Annotated in this window: 21 protein-coding genes; 15 read left to right on the top strand and 6 right to left on the bottom strand. The window is 69.3% G+C overall.

Annotation, left to right across the window (positions count from 1 at the left end):
- Positions 1 to 37: 37 nt before the first annotated feature.
- From RPX00_RS18485 to RPX00_RS18475, 3 genes are read left to right on the top strand one after another with little or no spacing between them, the layout of a single operon-like run.
- Positions 38 to 1576: a hypothetical protein gene (locus RPX00_RS18485; protein WP_406640911.1), complete on the top strand. Its 1539-nt coding sequence runs from the start codon at positions 38 to 40 to the stop codon at positions 1574 to 1576.
- Between the two features lie 14 nt (positions 1577 to 1590).
- A complete protein-coding gene (locus RPX00_RS18480) occupies positions 1591 to 3228 on the top strand; it encodes an acyl-CoA carboxylase subunit beta (RefSeq protein ID WP_406640909.1) in 1638 nt (545 codons plus the stop codon).
- 21 nt (positions 3229 to 3249) lie between these two features.
- A complete protein-coding gene (locus RPX00_RS18475) occupies positions 3250 to 3447 on the top strand; it encodes an acyl-CoA carboxylase epsilon subunit (protein WP_406642987.1) in 198 nt (65 codons plus the stop codon).
- 58 nt (positions 3448 to 3505) lie between these two features.
- On the opposite strand, the gene RPX00_RS18470 is transcribed toward RPX00_RS18475, so the two are convergent.
- Together RPX00_RS18470 and RPX00_RS18465 are read right to left on the bottom strand one after the other, a co-directional pair.
- Positions 3506 to 3907 (bottom strand): hypothetical protein, encoded by a 402-nt coding sequence (locus tag RPX00_RS18470; protein ID WP_406640907.1) that lies wholly within the window; start codon positions 3905 to 3907, stop codon positions 3506 to 3508.
- 12 nt (positions 3908 to 3919) lie between these two features.
- Positions 3920 to 4531, bottom strand: coding sequence for a TetR/AcrR family transcriptional regulator (locus RPX00_RS18465; protein ID WP_406640904.1), 612 nt, complete (start codon positions 4529 to 4531; stop codon positions 3920 to 3922).
- Positions 4532 to 4622: 91 nt separating this feature from the next.
- On the opposite strand from RPX00_RS18465, the gene RPX00_RS18460 reads away from it, so the two are divergent.
- Positions 4623 to 5912, top strand: coding sequence for an MFS transporter (locus RPX00_RS18460; protein ID WP_406640903.1), 1290 nt, complete (start codon positions 4623 to 4625; stop codon positions 5910 to 5912).
- Here RPX00_RS18460 and RPX00_RS18455 read toward each other — a convergent pair.
- Positions 5902 to 6618 (bottom strand): tyrosine-protein phosphatase, encoded by a 717-nt coding sequence (locus RPX00_RS18455; protein WP_406640901.1) that lies wholly within the window; start codon positions 6616 to 6618, stop codon positions 5902 to 5904. The two genes, RPX00_RS18460 and RPX00_RS18455, sit on opposite strands and share 11 nt — an antisense overlap.
- Positions 6619 to 6879: 261 nt before the next feature.
- Here RPX00_RS18455 and RPX00_RS18450 point away from each other — a divergent pair, with 261 nt between their 5' ends.
- The 4 genes from RPX00_RS18450 to RPX00_RS18435 all read left to right on the top strand — a co-directional run bounded on the left by RPX00_RS18450 (position 6880) and on the right by RPX00_RS18435 (position 11914).
- A complete protein-coding gene (locus RPX00_RS18450) occupies positions 6880 to 7488 on the top strand; it encodes a PadR family transcriptional regulator (protein ID WP_406640899.1) in 609 nt (202 codons plus the stop codon).
- Entirely contained in the window at positions 7469 to 9088 is a 1620-nt protein-coding gene (locus RPX00_RS18445; protein WP_406640897.1) for a DHA2 family efflux MFS transporter permease subunit, read from the top strand. The genes RPX00_RS18450 and RPX00_RS18445 overlap by 20 nt, the downstream gene beginning before the upstream one ends.
- A gap of 764 nt (positions 9089 to 9852) precedes the next feature.
- Complete coding sequence (locus RPX00_RS18440) at positions 9853 to 10464, top strand: Maf family protein (RefSeq protein ID WP_406640895.1); 612 nt, start codon at positions 9853 to 9855, stop codon at positions 10462 to 10464.
- Positions 10465 to 10567: 103 nt separating this feature from the next.
- Complete coding sequence (locus tag RPX00_RS18435) at positions 10568 to 11914, top strand: dicarboxylate/amino acid:cation symporter (RefSeq protein ID WP_406640894.1); 1347 nt, start codon at positions 10568 to 10570, stop codon at positions 11912 to 11914.
- A 33-nt stretch (positions 11915 to 11947) separates the two neighbouring features.
- On the opposite strand, the gene RPX00_RS18430 is transcribed toward RPX00_RS18435, so the two are convergent.
- Positions 11948 to 12670, bottom strand: a complete 723-nt coding sequence (locus tag RPX00_RS18430) for a hypothetical protein (protein ID WP_406640892.1) — start codon at positions 12668 to 12670, stop codon at positions 11948 to 11950.
- A 50-nt stretch (positions 12671 to 12720) separates the two neighbouring features.
- Between RPX00_RS18430 and RPX00_RS18425 the strand changes: the two genes are divergently transcribed.
- The 5 genes from RPX00_RS18425 to RPX00_RS18405 all read left to right on the top strand — a co-directional run bounded on the left by RPX00_RS18425 (position 12721) and on the right by RPX00_RS18405 (position 17178).
- Positions 12721 to 13020, top strand: coding sequence for an SAV_915 family protein (locus tag RPX00_RS18425; RefSeq protein ID WP_406640890.1), 300 nt, complete (start codon positions 12721 to 12723; stop codon positions 13018 to 13020).
- A 101-nt stretch (positions 13021 to 13121) separates the two neighbouring features.
- Positions 13122 to 14915 (top strand): acetyl/propionyl/methylcrotonyl-CoA carboxylase subunit alpha, encoded by a 1794-nt coding sequence (locus RPX00_RS18420; protein ID WP_406640888.1) that lies wholly within the window; start codon positions 13122 to 13124, stop codon positions 14913 to 14915.
- A gap of 54 nt (positions 14916 to 14969) precedes the next feature.
- Positions 14970 to 15530 carry a DUF1707 domain-containing protein gene (locus tag RPX00_RS18415; RefSeq protein WP_406640886.1) on the top strand — a complete coding sequence of 187 codons (561 nt, stop codon included), beginning with the start codon at positions 14970 to 14972 and terminating at the stop codon, positions 15528 to 15530.
- Between the two features lie 8 nt (positions 15531 to 15538).
- Positions 15539 to 15922, top strand: a complete 384-nt coding sequence (locus RPX00_RS18410) for a DUF1707 domain-containing protein (protein ID WP_406640885.1) — start codon at positions 15539 to 15541, stop codon at positions 15920 to 15922.
- Positions 15923 to 15954: 32 nt separating this feature from the next.
- Positions 15955 to 17178, top strand: coding sequence for a sensor histidine kinase (locus RPX00_RS18405; protein ID WP_406640883.1), 1224 nt, complete (start codon positions 15955 to 15957; stop codon positions 17176 to 17178).
- Between the two features lies 1 nt (position 17179).
- Here RPX00_RS18405 and RPX00_RS18400 read toward each other — a convergent pair whose 3' ends face one another.
- Positions 17180 to 18634 carry a class I adenylate-forming enzyme family protein gene (locus RPX00_RS18400; RefSeq protein WP_406640881.1) on the bottom strand — a complete coding sequence of 485 codons (1455 nt, stop codon included), beginning with the start codon at positions 18632 to 18634 and terminating at the stop codon, positions 17180 to 17182.
- A gap of 147 nt (positions 18635 to 18781) precedes the next feature.
- Here RPX00_RS18400 and RPX00_RS18395 point away from each other — a divergent pair, with 147 nt between their 5' ends.
- On the top strand, positions 18782 to 19315 hold the full coding sequence (locus RPX00_RS18395) for a GNAT family N-acetyltransferase (protein ID WP_406640880.1): 534 nt from the start codon (positions 18782 to 18784) through the stop codon (positions 19313 to 19315).
- A gap of 34 nt (positions 19316 to 19349) precedes the next feature.
- On the opposite strand, the gene RPX00_RS18390 is transcribed toward RPX00_RS18395, so the two are convergent.
- On the bottom strand, positions 19350 to 21119 hold the full coding sequence (locus RPX00_RS18390) for a glycerol-3-phosphate dehydrogenase/oxidase (protein WP_406640878.1): 1770 nt from the start codon (positions 21117 to 21119) through the stop codon (positions 19350 to 19352).
- Positions 21120 to 21320: 201 nt separating this feature from the next.
- On the opposite strand from RPX00_RS18390, the gene RPX00_RS18385 reads away from it, so the two are divergent.
- Entirely contained in the window at positions 21321 to 22070 is a 750-nt protein-coding gene (locus tag RPX00_RS18385; RefSeq protein WP_406640876.1) for an MIP/aquaporin family protein, read from the top strand.
- Position 22071: the final 1 nt, after the last annotated feature.

Raw genomic sequence — 22071 nt, 5'->3', positions numbered from 1 at the left:
CCGAAAATTCAACTGACACCTGCCATAGGCTTCGTTGGTGACTGAAGTGCTGTCCGTCCAGCAGGTTCTCGGCGACGGCCGGTTCGCCGAGGTCGGCGAGGTGCGGCTGACCGAGACCGATCCCACCGGGACTTACGTGGCCGTCGGGGGTTCGCTGGGATATCCGCAGTGGGCCGGGCACAGCGTGACGAGTTCGTCCAGCCCGACCGCCTGGCACCGCGTCGGCCTCTACCGCACCGACACGCTCGAATGCGTTCACCTGGTTTGCCTGCATTGGCCGGTCAACGCCTTGGCGTTCCATCCGGAACTGCCGATCCTCGCGATCGGCTCCGGTTCCTACGACGGCGGCTATTTCTACGAGGGCGAGCTGACCGTCCTCGACCTGGAGTCCGGCCGCGCGACTTCTCTGCTGCGCGACCGCCGTGAGGTCACCGAACTTCGCTGGCGCGACCGTCAGACGCTCGACGCGAAAATCTCGGTACTCGACGAGGAAGAAGAGGAAGCCCTCGGCTCCCCCACGATGGCCGTCACCATCGCCGTGCCGGACTGGCGCGCGGTGAAAGCCCGTTCGCTGCAGGTCGACGGCCCCGCCACGACCCCGGCCGCCGCCCTGGTCGCACAGGGAAAACGTCGGCGGCAGGTCTGGGCGGTCGCCGCATTGAGCGACGGCCGAATCCTCGCCGGTCTTGAACGCATCGCCGTGGAGTGCTGGTCGGCCGCCGGGGAACGCGAATGGTCCGTGCCGACCCCGGGCGTCGGTTGCCAGCTCTACGTCGACGCCGAGGAGAACACCGCCGTCGTCAACACCTGGACTGGCTGGAACGAATCCGCCTCGACCGTCAACCGCGTCCGGCTGACCGATGGGCAGGTCGAACCTCTCCGGACCTTCGACCACCCGGTCGTGCTCACCACGGACGCAACCGGACAGCTCGCCCTCCGTCCCCCTTCCGGCCCGACCGAAGTGGTGTCCGCAGAAAGCCGCTTCGACCTCGGCGGCTACGACCTGTTCAATCATTTCTTCGACATCCGCCGCGCCCCAGCTCTGCTGTTCCTGCAAGGCATGGGCCCGCGAGCGCACGAGGACAAATGGGTCGTCGCCTTCGATCCCGCACGGCAGCAAACCGAGCGCTTGTTTCCCCTCGAATGGGACGCGGCCAAGGGCAGGCACCTCTTCGGCGGCCCCGGCGTGTTCGTCGACGGCGCGATCGTCCACGCCACCGCGATCCACGACGGAGCCGGGCTCCTGCCGGGCAACTCCTGCGTCGTCCGCCGCTCCTACCCCAACGGAAAAGCCCGCTGGGTGCACCACGCCGACCACCAGGTCACCGCGATAGACACCATCGGGTACACCCTCTACGTCACGTACAACTCCGGCGAGATCATCGCCCTCGACGCCACCGACGGCCGCGAACTCGGCCGGCAGCAGCTGCAGGTCAACGACCACCCCGTCGTCCCGCTGTCGCTGAGCGCCCAAGCGCCGGACCGGCTCGTCATCGGCACACTCGACGGCCGCGTGCTCGTCTGCACTGCGACCGCGAGGGAGTCCTACGCCACACGCGCGGCAACCGCGCAGTAGCTAAGCTCCGCCACATGAGCAGTGCGACGCAGCCGCTCGGGACGCCGCCCGAGGGAGAACCGGACATCCACACCACGGCCGGCAAGCTCGCGGATCTCTACCGCCGCTACGACGAGGCCGTGCACGCCGGTTCGGCGCGCGCGATCGAAAAACAGCACGCCAAGGGCAAGAAAACCGCCCGCGAGCGGATCGATCTGCTGCTCGACGAGGGCTCGTTCGTCGAACTGGACGAGCTGGCGCGGCACCGCTCCACGAACTTCGGGCTGGAGAAGAACCGCCCGTACGGCGACGGCGTGGTGACCGGGTACGGCACCGTCGACGGCCGTCCGGTGTGCGTGTTCAGCCAGGACGTCACGGTGTTCGGCGGCGCGCTCGGCGAGGTCTACGGCGAGAAGATCGTCAAGGTGATGGACCTGGCGATCAAGACCGGGCGGCCGATCATCGGCATCAACGAGGGCGGCGGCGCGCGGATCCAGGAAGGCGTCGTTTCGCTCGGCCTGTACGGCGAGATCTTCCGCCGCAACACCATGGCCTCCGGCGTGATCCCGCAGATCTCGCTGATCATGGGCGCGAACGCGGGCGGGCACGTCTACTCCCCGGCGCTCACCGACTTCGTCGTGATGGTGGACGAGACGTCGCAGATGTTCATCACCGGACCGGACGTCGTGAAGACGGTGACCGGCGAGGACGTCACCTTCGAGGAACTCGGCGGCGGGCGCACGCACAACACCAAGTCGGGGGTCGCGCACTACCTCGGTTCCGATGACGAGGACGCGATCGCCTACGTCAAGGAACTGCTCTCCTACCTGCCGCAGAACAACCTGTCCGAGCCGCCGGAGTTCGACGCGAACCAGCCGCCGGCCGGGTTCTTCGAGAACGTCACCGACACCGACCGCGAGCTGGACACGCTGATCCCGGACTCGCCGAACACGCCGTACGACATGCACGAGGTCGTCACCCGCGTGCTCGACGACGGCGAGTTCCTCGAGGTGCACGAGCTGTTCGCGCCCAACATCCTGGTCGGGTTCGGCCGGGTCGACGGGCAGAGCGTCGGCGTGGTCGCGAACCAGCCGACGCAGTTCGCCGGCTGCCTCGACATCGACGCGTCGGAGAAGGCCGCCCGGTTCGTGCGGACCTGCGACGCGTTCAACATCCCGGTACTGACCTTTGTGGACGTTCCCGGCTTCCTGCCCGGCACCGACCAGGAATGGAACGGCATCATCCGCCGCGGCGCGAAGCTGATCTACGCCTACGCCGAGGCGACCGTCCCGCTGATCACGGTGATCACCCGCAAGGCCTACGGCGGCGCGTACGACGTGATGGGCTCCAAGCACCTCGGCGCGGACGTCAACCTGGCCTGGCCCACCGCGCAGGTCGCGGTGATGGGCGCACAGGGCGCGGCGAACATCGTGCACCGCAAGACGCTGGCCAACGCGGCCGCCGAGGGTCGCGACGTCGATGCGTTGCGCGCGGACCTCATCCAGGAGTACGAGGACACCCTGCTGAACCCGTACGCGGCGGCCGAACGCGGGTACGTCGACTCGGTGATCGTGCCCGCGCACACCCGCGGCCACATCGCCAAGGCGCTGAACCTGTTGCGCACCAAGCGTGAATCGCTGCCGCCCAAGAAGCACGGCAACATCCCCCTGTGAGGCCGCGATGACGGACACCCCCTGCTCCGCGTCGTCCGCGGCAACCCGGACGACGCCGAACTCGCCGCACTCACCGCGGTGGTGGCCACGGCCGCATCGGCCTCGGCACCGGCTCCAGTGCGGCGTCGAACGTCGTGGTGGGGCGACCGGGCCGCCGCGGTGCACGCGCCAGTGGTGGCTGGTGACGGGGCTTGGCGCGCCTCGACTTTGCCGCGCTGAACTCCTCGTGAGTGCAGGTGCCGGTTCTAAGCGGCACCAACGCTCACGAGCACCTGGATCAGCGCCCGCGCCAGGCCCAATCAGGAGCATCCGCGCCCGCGTGCGCCAGCAGCTCCTCGCGGGTGATCGAACCGAGCGGGCCGACGCCGCGCAGCAGCAGGTAGTCGCCTGCGTCGGCCTGGTCGTGCTCGATTTCGACGTCCTCGGCGTGATAACTGTCCGTCCAGACGATCCGGACCCGGCAACCGCCGTTCTGGGTGAGCGCGTGCACCTCCTGGACGGTCGCGAGCCGCGCCATCGGCTCCGCGTCCCACCGCTGCTGCAGGAATCGCCAGCGCGAGGCCTGTTCGGCGGCCCGCAACCGCTGGTCGAGCCCGCCCGCGCGGTCCCGCAGCACCCAGAGCGTCCCGGCGACGGCAGCGGCGACCACGGCCACGACCAGCCACCAGACCATTCCCATGTCTCCGGGACCCTACCCGCGTGAACGCTCCCCCAGGTATCGCTCAACCAGCTCATCTGTGAACTCCGGCAGCACTGGCGCGCCAGTGACCAGCACCCGGTAGTGGATCGGCCCGACCAGCCGCTCGACCGCGCTGTCCAGGTCGGTGTCCGGCGGCAGTTCGCCGCGGGCGACGGCGCGTTCGAGCGGCAGCCGGTCGCGCGCGAGCTGACCGCGGAGGTGCTCCTCGCGCAGGTGCCGCGCCAGGTTGGGGTCGTGCTGAGCCTGGCCGAGCAGGGTGCGGAACATCGCCCCGGCGTCGGCGGTGGTCAGGAAGGACGCCACCGCGGCGAGGTGCTTGCGGAGGTCCTCGCGGAGATCACCGGTGTCCGGCGGGGCGAGTTCCTCGGCGAGGTCGTCGCCGAGCGCTTCGAGCAGAATGTCCACTTTGGACGGCCACCAGCGGTAGACGGTCTGCTTGCCGACCCCGGCCTTGGCCGCGATGCCCTCCATCGTGAGCCGGGCGAAACCGACCTCCACCAGCAGATCGTCCACCGCGTGCAACACCGCGCGGCGCGCGTTCTCGCTGCGGCCGTAGCGGTTCCCGTGGTTCCGGCCCTGGCCGGACTCAGTGACGTCGCCCACGTGCCGAAGTCTAGCCAAGACGCAACGTCTCGTCTAGCGTTACGAGTACCAGCTCACTAGGGGGTCACAAGTCATGTGTTCCGCGTGCGGGGTGCCGACGCACCAACCCGAATCCGGGGTTACCGGCACAGCAGCCCCGCGCAAGTTCGCGGCGCTGTACAACAAGGATTGCCGTCCGTATCTCATCGGCACCGGCCTGGCCATGATGGCCGACAATATTGAACACGTCATCACCTATTGGGTGCTGTGGGAGAAATTCCAGTCGCCCGCGCTGACCGGGTTCGAAGTAATCAGCCACTGGGTGCCGTTCCTGCTGTTCTCGGTGTATTTCGGCGGACTGGCCGACCGGCACGACTGCCGCCGGATCATCCAGGCCGCGCAGGTGCTGTTCATGGCCGTGTCCGTGGCGTGGGGCGTGCTGATCGTCACCGACACCCTTGAGGTGTGGAGTGCGTGCGTACTGCTGATTTTGCACGGCTGCGCGGGCGCGATCTGGGGGCCGGGCGAACAGCTGATGCTGCACGATTTCGTCGGCCCCGCCGAATTGCCGAGCGCGGTCCGGCTCAACGCCACGTTCCGCAGCCTGGGGATTCTGTTCGGCCCGGTCGTCGGAAGCGCGCTGCTGCTCGGTCTCGGACCGGTGGCGGGCATCTTCGTGAACGTCGCGTTCTACCTGCCGCTGACCGTGTTCCTGTTCCGCACCAAGTTCACCGGACACACGCGAGACGGCGGAATCATCCGCCGGCCACGGGTTGGACTGATGGATTCGGTGCGAGTCCTGAAGGACATCAGCGGGAACCCCACGATGGTCGGGATGATCATCCTCGCCGGACTCGGCGCGTTCTTCGTCGGCGCTTCGATGCAGAGTTCGATGCCGATCTTCGCGCAGGATCTCGGTGCCGGGAGCGCCGGAACCGCGTACGGCGTGCTGCTGTTCGCCAACGGCGCGGGCGGTGTGATCGGCGGAATCCTGTTGGAGGCGACCGGAAAGATCAAGCCGAGCGTGCCCGCGGCGGTGATCAGCACGGCGATCTACGGGGTGTCGAGCCTGTTCTTCGCGATGACCGCCAGCTATCCGATCGCGGTAGCGCTGCTGGTGATCGGTGGCGTGGCGAACCTGGCGTCGATGTCGATCGGCCAGACTGTCGTGCAGTTGCTGGCGAAACCGGAGGAACGCGGCCGGGTGATCGGCGTGTACAGCGTGTCCGCGAACGGCCTTCGCGCCGGCAGCGGGTTCACCGTGGGACTGCTCGGTTCCGCCGTCGGGGTGCACTGGTCGCTGGGTATCAGCGCGGCCGCGCTCACTGTCGGGACAGGGATCGCCGGTTGGTATTCACTGGGCAGCCGCCGGGCTCGGCAGCTGCACCAGGTCACCGACTGAGCCGGTCCCGGAGACGGTCTACCTCGTCCGCGGCCATTCCGGCGCGGACGAGGTACTCCCGGACGTCGAAGCCGTCGAGGGTCTTAATGACGGCTTCGTGGATGGTCGTTTGGCGCCGGGCCAACGCTGCGTCGAGAGCGGCGGTTTGGTCTTCGACGCCTAGCGCCTTGAACAGCGGGCGAACCGCTTCCGTCGACAAGGCGTAGTCGGCGGCGATGACCTCGGGTTCGACGTCGGCCAACGCGAGCAGCAGGAGGGAGACAAGCCCGGTGCGGTCCCGGCCAGCAGTGCAGTGGAACAGCACGCCGCCAGGTTCGGCCTGAGCCAGCGCGGTCAGGACGGCCGCGCAGCGTTCCGCTTTGCGGTCAAGGAAAAGGCGGTAGTAGAGCGGGGTTCCGTCGAGCTGTTCGCGGGCGAGGTATTGCCAGAACTCGGTGTCCTCGACATCGTCCAGCGGGACTTCGAGGCGGGTCATTCCCGGCGGCACGGTGGCGGCGTAGGTGCTGATCTCGACGGGGTTGCGCAGATCGACCACGGTGCGCACGCCGGATTCCCTGGCTTGAGCCCAGCCGGTTTCGGTGACGAACCGGAGGCTGGCGGCCCGGTAGAACCGCGCGGCTCCGGTGCGGCCGCCGGAGCGGGTCGGCAGCCCGCCGAGGTCCCTGGTGTTGAAGAAGCCTTCCCAGTCCACCGCCCGGTTCTCCATCAGCCGATCCTGGCCCGGTCCGCCCGCCGCGGGCAACCCGCTCGGTCCGGCGGCCGGAAAGGGCCGTCGAACAGGCGATCGCCGGTTTTTGTCGGTGGTCGTGGTTACGCTCTCCCCATCTCTCGCAGCACCCATCACCGTCAGCGACAAGCTGCTCACCAGCGCAGATCACACTGGACCGCCGCTTGCTCCACACCGTATAGTCCACATGGAATAACCCACGATGGATCACTCGATCAGACCTCCTGGAGGAACACCGTCATGGTCGCGGCCAAGCTCACGGCACTGGGCGTCGCCGTGCTCGAGCTGCTGCACGAGCGGCCGATGCACCCGTACGAAATGGCCCAGCTCATGCGGGAACGGCACGTCGAAGCCCGCGTGAAGCTCAAGGCCGGCTCGCTCTATCACACGGTGGATCGCTTGCAGCGCAACGGTTATGTCGACGTAGTCGAAACCCAGCGAGACGGCAAACGGCCGGAGCGCACGGTGTACGCGATGACGGCCGCGGGCAAGGACGCCTTCCAGGAACGAGCCCGGCAAATGCTGGGCGACGTGGTGCCCGACTACAGCGACGTACTCAGCGGGCTGGCGGTGATCGACGACCTCGGGCGCGACGTGGCGCTGCTCGAACTGGAGCACCGCATCACCAAGCTGCGCGCGGCCGTCGCCTCCGACCAGGTGCTCATCGACCGGCTGGAATCGGACGGCACCCCCGACATCTACTGGCTCGACTTCCGCTACATCGCGGCACAGCGGAAGTTCGAGCTGGCATGGATCGAGCAGCTGTTCGCCGACCTCGACAGCGGGCGGATCCCTTTCCAGGACAAGAAACTCAAGCTCAAGGAAGACCATGAACGCAAGACCAGTTAACCCGTGGGCCGCGCTCAGCGCGCTGTGCATCGGGTTCTTCATGATCCTGCTGGACACCACGATCGTGTCCATCGCGGTGCCCGCCATGCTGCGGGAACTCAACGCCGGGCTCAACTCGGTGGTGTGGGTGATCAGCGTCTATCTGCTCACCTACGCCGTGCCGATGCTGTTCACCAGCCGCCTCGGCGACCGCTTCGGCCCGAAGCGCGTGTTCGTCGCCGGGCTCGTCGTGTTCACCGCTTCGTCGCTGTGGTGCGGGCTTTCCGGCAACGTCGAAATGCTGATCGCCGCCCGTGCCGTGCAAGGCATCGGCGCCGCGCTGATGACGCCGCAGACGCTGGCGTTCATCAGCCACCTGTTCCCGCCCGCGAAGCGCGGCGCGGCGATGGGCGCGTGGGGCGGCGTGGCCGGCCTGGCCACGATCACCGGCCCGCTGCTGGGCGGCGTGCTGGTGCAGCACCTCGGCTGGGAGTGGATTTTCTACGTGAACGTGCCGATCGGCGTCGTCGCCATCGCGCTCACCCTGTGGCTGGTCCCGGACTGGCAGCCGAAGCACTCGCACTCCTTCGACCTGCTCGGCATCCTGCTGTCCGCGGCAGGCCTCTTCTGCGTCGTGTTCGGCGTCCAAAATGGACAGCAGTACGACTGGGGAACCGTGTTCGGCGGAATCACCGTCTTCGAAATCATCGGAGCCGGCGTGGTGCTGCTGATCGCTTTCGTGCTGTGGCAGCACTACAACCGCCGCGAGCCCCTGGTCCCGCTGGCAGTGTTCGCGAACCGCAACTTCTCCGCAGGCACCCTCACCGCGACCACGGTCGGCTTCACCATGACCGGCATGTTCCTGCCCTTGATCATCTACATCCAGACGGTACTCGGCCTGTCCCCCACCATGGCCGGTCTGCTCACCGCCCCGATGTCCCTGCTGTCCGGCGTGATCGCCCCGTTCGTCGGCCGCGCTTCGGACCGGATCAACGGCAAGTACCTGGTGATGGGCGGCCTGGCCCTGCTGGCAGCGGGCGTCGGCATCATCGCGCTGCAGGCGCGCCCGGACACGAGCCCGTGGGCACTGATCCCCGCCCTGCTGGTGTGCGGCCTTGGCGTCGGCTGCATCTTCTCGCCGATGAGCAACCTGACGATGGGATCGGTGGAACCGCGGCTCACCGGCACCGCCTCCGGCATCTTCAACACCGCCCGCCAGGTAGGCGGCGTCCTGGGCAGCGCCGCGATCGGCGTGCTCCTGCAGGCGAGGATCAGCGCCTCGATCACGAGCGAAGCCACCACCGCGGCCGCGCAACTGCCGGAGCAATACCGAGCCAAGTTCACCGAAGGCATCGCCCACGCCGCCGCCTCCACCGGCGAGTTCGGCTCCTCCGGCGGCCCCGCCGCGATCCCCGGCCTCCCCGCGGACATCGCCGCCCAGGCGGGCCGTCTCGCCAGCGAGGTCGTCCACAATGGACTCACCGACGCCGCGAGGGCAACCCTGATCCTGCCGATCGCGGTGCTGGTACTGGGAGTCCTGTCCGCAGCGGCCTTGCGCCGGGTGTCACCACGCCCGCACGCCCCGGCACCGACCGCCCCAGCCCCGGAACCAGCACGGTGAACGACTGACCTCGACGGCCCCGGCTGGCCGAATCCAGCCGGGGCCGGGCCGAGAAAGGAGGCATGAGAGCAGGGGCGCGAGCGGCCACAGGCGCCCCCGGAGCGGCGAAGCAATGCGGCTCGAACGCGCCCTGCACCGCGCAGGAGCGGTAGTGCGATTGCGGCGGAGACACCGCGCCCGCAGCGATCTCCACGCCTGCGGCCGCGAGGCCTCCCGGCGCACTCCGCGTACCGAAGCATGCCCCGGCCACCTCCGAGCCCGCCCAGGCGCGCCCGAGAATCAACCAGCTCGGCAACCCCGCACCCCAGATCCCGGCGCCATCGCGCGACCCGCCCCAGGTCATCACTTCGCCCAGGAACCGACGGGCTGGCAGCTGGCACGCAACCCCGCGCCCGGGGGCCCAGCACCAACACGCAAACCCACGCCCGGACTCCGACACCAGCGGGCCACCCCACACCCGGGCCCCGACACCAGCGGGCAAACCCGCACCAGAACCGAGCACGCAACCCCCGCACCCAGCACGCAAACCCGCACCCGCTCGCTACCCACATCGGCACGCCGCCCCGCGCCCTCTCCCGCATCCGGCCCCAACGCAACCGTGCCCCAACACACCGCCCCAGCCCAGGCCACACGCCAAGCGCACCGCCCAGCCCCCAACCCAAGACCGCCCAGGCCACGCTTCAAGCACACCGCCCCAGCTCCGGCCCAAGACCCGCGCCAGGCCAAGCTTCAACACCCATCCCCACCCGAGGTAGCGTTCGACCGTGCGTCTCGTCCTCGCCTCCCAGTCCCCCGCCCGCCTCTCCGTCCTGCGCAGTGCCGGTCTAGACCCGGCGGTCGTCGTCTCCGGGGTCGACGAGGACGCCGTCGCCGCCGCGCTCACCGATCCCGCGCCCGCGGAACTCGTCACGGCGCTCGCCAAGGCCAAGGCCAACGCCGTCGTCGAGATGGTCTCCGAGGCCGACGCGGTGATCGTCGCCTGTGATTCCATGCTTTCCATCGGTGGCGAGATGGTCGGCAAGCCCGCCACGCCGGAGATCGCGAAGCAGCGCTGGGCGAAGATGGCGGGCGGCTCCGGTGTCCTGCTCACCGGGCACGCCGTGGTCCGGCTCGACGGTGGTCAGCGCACCAAGGAAGCCGCTGGCACCCGGTCCACCACCGTGCACTTCTCGAACCCCAGCCAGGCCGAGATCGACGCCTACATCGGTACCGGCGAACCGTTGCACGTCGCGGGGGCGTTCACGCTCGATGCGCTCGGCGGGTGGTTCGTCGAGGGCGTCGAAGGGGACCCGTCCAGCGTGATCGGGATCAGTCTTCCGCTGCTTCGGCAACTGCTCGCCGAGGTCGGCGTCAGCGTGACCGAAATGTGGAATTAGTTCACATACTGGGACGATGTGTCACTCGGACGAGTGATCAGGGACAGTCGAGGCCGGCCCGCATCCGGGCCGGCGGAAACTTTCGACCTCTCTGGGGTGGCACATGTCCTTCGTCAGGACGTACACCAAACCGCGGGTGTTCGCCGCGGCCGTGCTCGGTTCGCTTGTCGTGGGCGCCGGCCTCGGCGTGCTCGCGCGGACGACTGAAGCCAGCTGGCTGACCGACACCCTCGACCACATCGGCACGATCTTCACGACGCTGCTGCAGATCGCGGTGATCCCGCTGGTCTTCACCGCGATCGTGGTCGGCATCAACAGCCTGCGCGGCCTCGGCGGCGGGCGCACCGCCGCGCGGCTCGGCGGCAAGACCGTGTTGTGGTTCGCGATCACGTCGTTCATCGCCTCGCTGATCGGGATCGCGATCGGCAAGCTCTTCAACCCCGGGTCCGGCGGGCTCGGCGAAGGCGTCGCGGCCACCGCGAAGAACGCCGACAAGGCCGCGAAGAGCATGGACCACTGGGGTTCTTGGGACGCTTTCATCAAGGGCCTGCTGCCGGAGAACTTCTTCTCTGCCTTCGCCGAGGGCAGCACGCTGCAGGTGCTCTTCCTCGCCGTCGTGATCGGTGCCGCCGCCTACAGCCTCGGTGACAAGGCGAAGCCGTTCATCGACTTCACCACGAGCGTGTTCGAAATCGTCCAGCGCTACCTCGGCTGGATCGTGCGGCTCGCGCCCATCGGCATCATCGGCCTGATCGGCGCGGCGGTCTCGAACTACGGCGACTCCCTGTTCCGTCCGCTGCTCTCGGCCACGCTCGCGGTGTACGTCGGCTGCCTGCTGATCCTGCTCGTCGTCTACCCGATCCTGCTGCAGTTCGTCGCGAAGGTGAACCCGCTGACGTTCTTCGCCAAGGCGGGCACCGCGATCCAGTTCGCGTTCGCGTCGCAGTCGAGTTCCGCGACGCTGCCGCTCACCCGGCAGTCCGCGGTGAACCTCGGCGTCGACCCGGGGTACGCCGCCTTCGCCACCCCGCTCGCCAGCGCGACCAAAATGGACGGGTGCGCCGCGGTGTTCCCGGCGATCGGCGCGATCTTCATCGCCAACCTCGCCGGGGTGCCGCTGAGCTTCGGCCAGTACGTCGGCATCGTGGTGGTCGCCGTGGTCGGCGCGCTGGCCACCGCGGGCACCACCGGCTGGCTGACCGCGCTCACCCTGACCACCGCGTTCATCGGCCTCGACGCCAAGCAGGTCGCGATCGGCATCGCGCTGATCTACTCGGTGAACCCGATCATGGACATGATGCGCACGGCCACGAACGTCGCCGGCCAGATCGTGGTCCCGACGATCGTCGCCCGCAGCGAGGGCTTGCTCGACGACGAGATCCTCCGGACGCAGACCGCCCGTCCGAACCACGGCGACGAGGGCGCCGCCGCCCAGCCCGCCACGGCCTGACGACCTCGTGAGTGGCGAGCCGGGGGCCGCCGCTCACGAACTGCAACGGCGCAGCTGGGATTTCCTCAACTCGATATCCGGCCATCCCCGGAAGTTCGACGGCGCGGTGACGGTGCTCGTGCAGCCCATCACCGCGCCGTTGAGTTCGTAGACCTCCGCCAGCACCGGCGCCGCCTGGCAGCGCGGCGTTCCGGACATCGCCTGCGGGCATTCGTGCCGGACGACGATCACGTCCGGACGGCCGTCCTGGCTCACGTCGTAGAGCGAAAGCGAACCGGCGTCGGCGAAATAGGGGCGGCCGAAATCGCGCCACACCCCGCCGGACCCAGTGAGCAGTTCGCCGTACGAACCGCCCGCGGCGTCGCCCCGGATCAGGCACGCGGCGGTCGACCCGTCGATGCAGCGCAACGAGGTCGTCGTCAGCTTCGCACCCATCCCGGTGATCGCCAGCTCGAACTCGGTGCCCGGCTCCGGCCCGATCTGGACCCGGCCCCATCCGCCCGAGGCGTCCGCGAGCAGGACGACCGGGGTGCCGCCGACGGTCATCGCGGCCAGTTGCCGGCAGGGGCCGTTTCCACAGGTGGCCGACGATCCGTTGACCGGAGCCGCCGGGGGCTCGCGGGGCGCCATGGTGACCGCGCCGTCCGGCTTCGGGCGCAGCGCGACGACCGCGACGAGCGCCGCCGCCGTCACCACCGTCGCGAGGACGGCGGTGAACAGCGCGGATCGCGGGATGCGCTTTCGCCAAGTCCGCATATCCGAGACTGTAAGCGACCTCGCGCACCGTGTCCGTCTATGTTGTCCGGGTGACGAACCCCAATCTGCCCCCGGCCCTTTACCTGCCGACCGGCCCCACCGGCCCGACCACCGACGGCCAGACCGGAGCCAACGTCGAACTGCGCCGCACGCCCGACGGTCGCACCGCGCTGGTCGCCTACACCGCGCTGGACCGGCTCGTCGACTGCTGCGGCGAGCACCAGCCGTGGATCCTCGTCAACACCGAGAACCTCGCGCTCGTGCACCAGGTCAACCCCTACGACGTCATCGTGCTCGACTCCGAACTACCGGCCGAACTGCGGCATCAAGCCCCCGCCGGGCGGGTATAAACGGGACCCAACCGGGTGGTCCACCTCTCAATCCAGGCTCTGTCCTGGTCCGTAGACTCCCGATTGACCAGCAGCGCGGCGACGGGCACGGGAGGTATGTGGTGAGCGAGCAGGACACCGCGAGCACAGGCGGTCCGGTGACCAAGATCCTGGTCGCGAACCGGGGCGAGATCGCGGTTCGCGTGATCCGGGCCGCGAAGGACGCGGGCTTGCAGAGCGTGGCCGTGTACGCCGACCCGGACCGCGACGCTCCGCACGTGCGCCTCGCCGACGAGGCGTTCGCCCTCGGCGGGAACACGGCGGCCGAAAGCTACCTCGCGATCGACAAGATCCTCGACGCCGCCAAGCGGTCCGGCGCTGACTCGGTCCACCCCGGCTACGGCTTCCTCTCCGAGAACGCCGAGTTCGCCCAAGCCGTCCTCGACGCGGGCCTGACCTGGATCGGGCCGAGCCCGCAGTCGATCCGCGACCTCGGCGACAAGGTGACCGCGCGGCACATCGCGATGCGCGCCGGCGCGCCGCTCGTGCCCGGCACCAAGGAGCCGGTGAAGGACGCCGACGAGATCATCGCGTTCGCCGACGAGCACGGCCTTCCGGTCGCGATCAAGGCGGCGTTCGGCGGCGGCGGCCGCGGCCTGAAGGTCGCCCGCACCCGCGAGGAAATCCCCGAACTGTTCGAGTCCGCGACGCGCGAGGCGGTGGCCGCCTTCGGCCGCGGCGAGTGCTTCGTGGAGCGCTACCTGGACAAGCCGCGGCACGTCGAGGCGCAGGTGCTGGCCGACCAGCACGGCAACGCGATCGTCGTCGGCACCCGCGACTGCTCGCTGCAGCGCCGCCACCAGAAACTGGTGGAAGAGGCCCCGGCGCCGTACCTGTCCGACGACCAGCGCGCCCGGATCCACGAATCCGCCAAGGCCATCTGCAAGGAGGCCGGCTACTACGGCGCGGGCACCGTCGAGTACCTGGTCGCGGTCGACGGCACCATTTCGTTCCTCGAGGTGAACACCCGGCTGCAGGTCGAGCACCCGGTGTCGGAGGAAACCACCGGCATCGACCTGGTCCGCGAGATGTTCCGCATCGCGCGCGGCGAGAAGCTGCGGATCACCGAGGACCCGGAACCGCGCGGCCACTCGATCGAGTTCCGCATCAACGGCGAGGACGCCGGCCGCGGCTTCCTGCCCGCGCCGGGCACGGTCACCAAGTTCGTCGCCCCGTCCGGTCCTGGCGTGCGCGTCGATTCCGGCGTCGAGTCCGGCAGCGTGATCGGCGGCCAGTTCGACTCGATGCTCGCCAAGCTCATCGTCACCGGTTCGGACCGGCAGAACGCGCTGGAGCGCAGCCGCCGTGCGCTGGCCGAGTTCGAGGTCGAGGGCATGGCGACGGTGCTGCCGTTCGACCGCGTGATCGTGAACGACCCCGCGTTCATCGGCGACGACAACGGGTTCAGCGTGCACACCCGCTGGATCGAGACCGAGTTCGACAACCAGATCGAGCCGTTCGTCGCGCCGGACATCGAGGCCGAGGAAGAGGCACCGCGGCAGAACGTGGTGGTCGAGGTCGGCGGACGCCGGCTCGAAGTGTCGCTGCCGGGCGGGTTCGCCCTCGAGGGCGGCGGCGCGCCCGCGGCGACGAAAGCCAAGCCCCGCAAGCGAGCCGGCGGCGCGAAGGCCGCGGTGAGCGGCGACGCGGTCACCGCGCCGATGCAGGGCACCATCGTGAAGATCGCGGTCGAGGAAGGCCAGCACGTCGAGGCGGGCGAGCTGATCGTGGTGCTCGAGGCGATGAAGATGGAAAACCCGGTAACCGCGCACAAAGCGGGCACCGTCACCGGGCTTTCGGTCGAGATCGGCTCCGCGGTCACGCAGGGAACGCAACTCTTGGAACTCAAGGACTGAAGTTGTGCTGAATGTCGTGGGTGGCCCGCGCCGGAGCGGCCTACCATCGACTACGTGACTGAGGTTCCGTCTCCGCAGCTGCGGATCAGCGACCAGGAGCGAGAGTCCGCGCTGAATGCGCTCGGTGAGCACATGAGCGCGGGACGGATCGACATCGACGAATTCGGCGAGCGATCCGCCCGGATCACCGCGGCCAAGACCCGCGGCGAACTGGGCGAGCTGTTCACCGACCTGCCGGTGCCGCATCCGGTGTTCGGCGCGGGCATCACCGCCGCGCCGGAACCGGCCGCCGCACCGCCGCCGACGCCCATGCCGGTTCCTGCGGCGTCCGGCGAGGTCGCCGCGCGCCAGCCGGAGTGGTCGCCGGGGCAGCGCGTCGTCGCGGCGCTGGTCCCGCTGGTGTGGATCGCGGCGATCGCGCTGATCGCCACGGGCACCGCCGGGTGGCCGGTGATTTTCGCGCCGATCGCGTTGACCGCGGTCGGCCGCGCGCTCTGGGGCAAGGGTTTCGAGCACCACGACCATCACCACCGGCACGACCGGCACCGCGAACGCCGCGAGGAGTTCCGGGCGATGCGTGACGAACACCGGCGCCAGCGCCGTCTGGACCCCTGAGGCGGACCATGGCTGACCTGCGGTTGAGCGACGACGAACGGCAGGACGCGCTCGACGTCCTCTCCGAGCACGTCCGCACCGGGCGGCTCGACATCGACGAGTACGGCAGCCGCTCGGCGAAGGTCACCTCAGCCAAGCTGGTGAGCGAGCTGGTGCCGCTGTTCGACGACCTGCCCTCGCCGCGCCCGAGCGCGCTGCTCGCCACCGCCCGGCCGCAGCCGGTCGTGCCGTCGGCGGGCAACGGCAAGCTGAGCGCGTTCGTGTGGCGGTACTCGGTGCCGCTCTCGATCGCCTTGGCGGTAATCGTGCTCATCGTGACGCGCGGACGGCTGCTGATCGTGTTCGCGCTGCCGTTGCTGCTGATCCTGTTCAGCGGCTGGCGGCGACGCTGAGCCCGCCGGACCACGAGCCGCGGCCCAGCCCGATGATGGGGCTGCGGCCGGGTTCGGTCGATCCGAAGGCCGAACGCTGGGCAGGCCCGGTGTTCGCCGGGGTCGGCATCGTGGCGCTCGCGGTGTGCACGATCATCGCCGCGACTCAGCGGCACGGCGACCCCGCGCAGTGGCGCACCACGCTACTGCTCGCGGCGGCGAGCGGGCTGTGGTTATTGATGTTGATCCCGATCTTCCCCCAGCGTACGCGAAAACCGTGGCTGGCCGTCGGATTTTTCGTCGTACTGCTGGCCGGGGCGACCGTGCTCACCGCACGGCTGGATCCGTTCACCGCCTTCGCGTCGATCGGCTACCCCATCGCGTTCGTGTTGTTCCCGACGCGCTGGAGCATCTTCGCGGCGGCCGCGACCGCAGTGGTTCCGTTGCTGGCCAAGGGAATCTGGCAGCCTTCGCCACCGTGGATCACCGCGGTGTCGATCGTCGGGCCGATTCTGTACGTCGCGTGGTTCGTCGGCGCGGAGAACGAGCAACGCCGTCGTACCAACGAAAAACTCGCGCAAGCCAACGCGCGGCTGGAAACGGCGTTGACGGAAAACGCGGAGCTGCACGCACAACTGCTCACCCGGGCCCGGGAGGCGGGAGTGCTCGACGAGCGGCAACGGATGGCCCGCGAAATCCACGACACGGTCGCGCAAGGGCTGACCGGGATCGTCACTCAGTTGCAAGCCGCCGACCGGGCCACCGAAGCCGCGGATCGGCAACGGCATCTCGACCATGTGCACACGCTGGCGAAAGACAGTCTCACCGAGGCGCGCCGGGCGGTTCAGGCGTTACGGCCGGAGCCGTTGGCCGACTCGCACCTGCCGGAAGCGTTGGCGGGCTTGGCGAATCGAGTGTCCGACACGTCCGGAGCGCAGGTGACCGCGGACGTCGAAGGCGACGCGCGGCCGTTGCTGCCCGAACTGGAGGTGGCGTTGTACCGGGTGACGCAGGAAGCCTTGGCCAACGCGGAAAAACACGCGCGTGCCAGCCGGATCGGCGTCACTCTCACCTATGCCGGCGACCTGGTCATGCTCGATATCCGTGACGACGGAAGGGGTTTCGCCGCCGGCGAGCGCGGTGACGGCACCGGCTTCGGCCTGGAAGCGATGCGCCAGCGCGTACAACAGGTCGCGGGCTCGCTGACCATCGAGTCCGCGCGAGGGGAAGGGACCGCCGTACACGCGGAATTCCCGGCGATCCCCTCCTCCGCCTAGGTCACTGGCCGCCCACGGTACGGAGCTGCCGCCGCAACACCTTGCCGTTTGCGTTGCGCGGCAACGCATCCAGCCACATCACGTCCTGCGGCACCTTGTACCACGACAGGTGCTCGCGAGTCAGCGCGACCAACTCGGCGCCCAACTCGTCGTCTCCGGTGCCCGAAGTGGCGACCACGTAAGCGCGCAACGTCGTGTCCCCCGCCTCGCGCCGCACCGCGCTGACCGCCGCTTCCCGCACCTTCGGGTGACTTTCGAGAAGCCGTTCGACCTCGCCGGGGACCACGTTCTGCCCGCCGATCACCTCGACGTCGTCCAGCCGTCCGTACACGTGGATCACGCCCTGTGCGTCAATGGACCCGAGATCGCCGGTGGACCACCAGGTATTGGTCACCTGATCCGGGCCGAGGCTGCCGCGAGCGACACCGCGCGTAGCGAACGGGACCAGGAACTGCAGTTCGCCTTGCGTCCCGGCCGCCGCCTCCTGTCCGTCGACGAGAACGCGCGCAGAACGCCCCTCGAAAACCGGCCCGACCGCGGACACGTCGGAGTAGTCCGCCGGTCGCCCTGCGGCGTATCCGCCGACTTCGGTGGCGCCGTAGAGGTTCAGCAGCCGATCGCCGAAGATCGGCACCAGCTTCTCGCGCAACTGCGCGGAAAGCACCTCGCCAGCGCACATCGCGCCGCGCAGCTTTCCGAGCGTCTCGGCGTGCCCGGGCTCAAGCAGCAGACGCGCGTAGAAACTCGGCTGGGCGAACAGCGTCGCGACGTCGTAGCGGCGGATCAGCTCCAGAGCGGCGGCCGGAGTCGCGCGCGGCCGCGAGAGCACCGACGTCTGCCCGGTGCACATCGTGGCCATCGCCGACGAGAACAGCCCGCCGGAGAAGTACATCCGCGACACCGACAGTGCGACCGTGCCAACCCCTTCCGTGCTGAGCATCTTCGGTTCGAAGTTGCTGTGCAGGTAAAAGCACAGTTTGGGCGCGCCGGTCGTCCCGGAGGTAAACATCGCGTGCGACGGATGGTCCCCGCCCTCCGCGAACTCCGTCTCCGGTTCCGCCGCGGCCAGCCGTTCCGCGTCGGTCACCGGGGCGAGGCCCGCGTCGCCGAGCCAGCCCGCGGTTTCCGGGTCAGCGACGATCAGCGCGGGTTCGGCGGTGCGGATGTCGCGGGTCAGATCGTCGTGGCTCATCTGGACATTCACCGGAATCGCGACGATTCCGGCCTGCCACGCGCCGAGCAGGCACCAGACCATTTCGACGCTGTCCGGAAGCGCGAGCAGAACGCGATCGCCGCGGCGCAGCCCGGCGGCTCGATAGCCGCCCGCGACGCGCGCGGCCCCGGCGTAGACCTCGGCGAACGTCCAGGTCCGGTCGTCGGCGATGAAGGCGGTCAGGTCGTCCCATCCGTGCAGACGGGCGTGGTCGGCGGCAAGCTGGGTCAGATTGTCCGGCATACCGGGAAACGCTGCCAGGATGATCTTCGGGCGGCGACGGGTTTTTCCCGAGCACTGCCCGAAACGGCAAGAGTTTTTCACCTTGCGCCGGTGTGCCGTGACACGGCACGCAGCCGCTGCCCGCCTCCGGGCGGTTAGGCTCGAGTCGTGGAACCCGTGGACATCAACGCGGGCGCGTTCTACCTGCGTCAGCTGCGCGCGGACCGGCAAGTCGACGACCGGCCCGCGCTGATGGAGGCGTTCGCGGACCCGCGACATCGGCGGTACGTCCTGAACTACCGGCTGCGCACCCCCGACGAGGCCACCGAATACGTGACGCTCCGCGCCGCGCAGTGGGCGTGCGACGAACGCTGCTCGTGGGCGGTGGCCGATCCGGAGACCGGACGGCTGCTCGGCGAGGTCGGGCTGCGCGATCTGGACCTCGACTTCGGCACCGCCGAGGCGTCGGTGTGGACGCATCCGGCCGAACGGGGCAAAGGCATTGCGGCGGTAGCGCTTTCGGCCGCCATCAAGTTCGGGTTCGCCCGCCTGGGCCTGCACGAGATCGCCTACCGGCACGACGAAAGCAACACCGCGTCCGAGGTGGTCGCCCGGCGGGCCGGGTTCACCCGGGTGGGGCCGGAGGAGCGGCCCTCGCCCAGCGGGGAAACGCTCATCCGCTGGGTGCTCAAGCCCTCGTGAGTGCCGGTTCGCACCGGCACTCACGAGGAAATGGTCAGCTGACCGGCTCGATCAATCCCGCCCGGGCCTCCGGAGCCGCGGCCCGCAACGCGTCCGCCGACTCGTCGGTCGGCTGCAGCTGCGAATCCCGCTCCGCCTCGACCCGCGCCCGGTAGACCTCGACCTCGCGCTTGACCGTGTCCTCCGACCAGCCCAGCACGCCGCCCACCAGCTGGGCGACCTGCTCGGCGCAGTCGATGCCGCGGTGGGCGTACTCGATCGAGATCCGCGTGCGCCGCGCGAGGACGTCCTCCAGGTGCAGCGCACCCTCGTGGCTGGCCGCGTACACGACCTCCACGCCGAGGTAGTCCGGCGCGGACTCGATCGGCTTGAGCAGCTCCGGCCGGTCCGCCGCGAGCGCGAGCACCTCGTGCACCAGCGAGCCGTAGCGGTCGAGCAGGTGCCGCACGCGGTACGGGTGCAGGCCGTGCTCGGCGGCCAGGTGGTCGGCCTGGTTCACCAGCGCGTGGTACCCGTCCGCGCCGACCAGCGGGACCTTGTCGGTGATGGACGACGGCGGACGGCCCGGCAGGTCGACCACCGCGGCGTCGACGGCGTCGGCCGCCATCACCCGGTACGTCGTGTACTTGCCGCCCGCGATCGCGACCAGACCCGGCGCGACCCGCGCGACCGCGTGCTCGCGCGACAGCTTCGACGTCTCTTCGCTCTCACCGGCCAGCAACGGCCGCAGACCCGCGTACACGCCTTCGATGTCGTCGTGGGTGAGCGGCGTCGCGAGGACCGAGTTCACGTGTTCGAGCAGGTAGTCGATGTCGTGTTTGGTGGCCGCCGGGTGCGCGAGGTCGAGGTTCCAGTCGGTGTCGGTGGTGCCGACGATCCAGTGGTTGCGCCACGGGATCACGAACAGCACCGACTTCTCGGTGCGCAGGATCATCCCCGACTCGGACACGATCCGGTCGCGCGGAACCACGATGTGCACGCCCTTGCTGGCGCGCACGCGGAACCGGCCGCGGCCGCCGGACAGCCGCTGCAGCTCGTCGGTCCACACGCCGGTGCAGTTGACCACCGCGCCGGCGTGGATCTCGGTCTCCCGGCCGTCCTCGACGTCGCGCACGCGCACGCCGGAAATCCGGTCCGCCTCGCGCAGGAAGCCGACGACCTGGGTGGAGGTCCGGACCACCGCGCCGTAGTGCGCGGCGGTGCGCGCGACGGTCATCGTGTGCCGGGCGTCGTCCGCCTGCGCGTCGTAGTACCGGATGCCGCCGATGAGCGCGGACCGCTTGAGCGCGGGGACCATCCGGAGGGCACCCGCGCGGGTGAGATGTTTCTGGCCCGGCACCGACCGGGCCCCGCCCATCGTGTCGTACATCAGCAAGCCGGCGGCGGTGTACGGACGCTCCCAGACGCGGTGCGTCAGCGGGTACAGGAAGCTCACCGGCTTCACCAGGTGCGGCGCGATCTTCGTCAGCATCAGCTCGCGCTCGTGCAGCGCTTCGCGCACCAGGCCGAACTCGAGCTGTTCCAGGTACCGCAGGCCGCCGTGGAAGAGCTTGCTCGACCGGCTCGACGTGCCGGACGCCAGGTCGCGGGCCTCGACCAGCGCCACCCGCAGGCCGCGGGTCGCCGCGTCGAGCGCCGTGCCCGCGCCGACGACACCGCCGCCGATCACGACCAGGTCGAAGGTCTCGTCGCCGAAGCGCCGCCAGGATTCCTCCCGGCCCGCCGGACCCAGCTGGGCCGGACCGCTGCCGTTCTGCGGGTTCGTCACCACTCGTTCCTCCTCGTACTCCACCTTCTCCAGCATCGCACGCTTGCGTGATCGTCTGCTGACCCCGAGGTGACACGTGTGGCGGAACCCATGACGATCATGGTCACATTGCTTCGCCCGGCTTCTGGATTGCGCGCGTACGCACCGGTAACGTGCCGCGGACTGGGGTCGGCTACGGGGCTGTGGCCGGACGTGATCGGCCCTGCACAGACTGTCCAGTGTGGAGGTGCGGAGAGCATGAGTCCGGGTGCGATCATCGTCTGGGAGCTGCTGGGCACAGCAGTGCTCATCTTGCTGGGCAACGGCGTCGTGGCCAACGTCGTGCTGCGAAAGAACAACGGCCATCAAGCGGGAACCCTGTTCATCACTTTCGGGTGGGCTTTCGGCGTGTTCGCCGGGGCCAGCATCGCCGCGCCGACCGGCGCGCACCTCAACCCGGCGGTCACCCTCGGGCTGGCCATTTCGGGCAAGGTCTCGTGGGCGGACGTGCCGTTCTACCTGATCGGGGAAATGGCGGGCGCGATTCTCGGCGCCGTGCTGTGCTGGCTGACCTACAAACTGCAGTTCGACGACCATCCGAATCCGGAGGAGACGCTGGGCATTTTCTCCACCGCCCCGCAGATCCGGAACAAGGCGTGGAACCTGGTGACCGAGATCATCGGCACCTTCGTGCTCGTCGGCTGGATCCTGCTGACCCCGGCGTTCAAGACCGCCGCGGACGGCTCGCCGACCTTCGGCAACACCGCGCTCGGCTACGCCGGGGTGTCGTTCGTCGTGCTGGTGATCGGCATTTCGCTCGGCGGGCCCACCGGCTACGCCATCAACCCGGCCCGCGACCTCGGCCCGCGCATCGCGTACGCGTTCCTGCTGCCGATCAAGGGCAAGCGCGATCCAGACTGGAACTACTCGTGGGTGCCGGTCGCCGGGCCGCTCATCGGCGGCGCGCTGGCGGCGCTGGTCTACCTGGCCGTGCACAACCTGACCTGAT

Origin of the sequence: Amycolatopsis sp. WGS_07 (assembly GCF_045278895.1) — a bacterium.
In the GTDB taxonomy this organism is placed as follows: Bacteria; Actinomycetota; Actinomycetes; order Mycobacteriales; family Pseudonocardiaceae; genus Amycolatopsis.
This window is presented reverse-complemented; position numbering and strand designations above follow the sequence as displayed.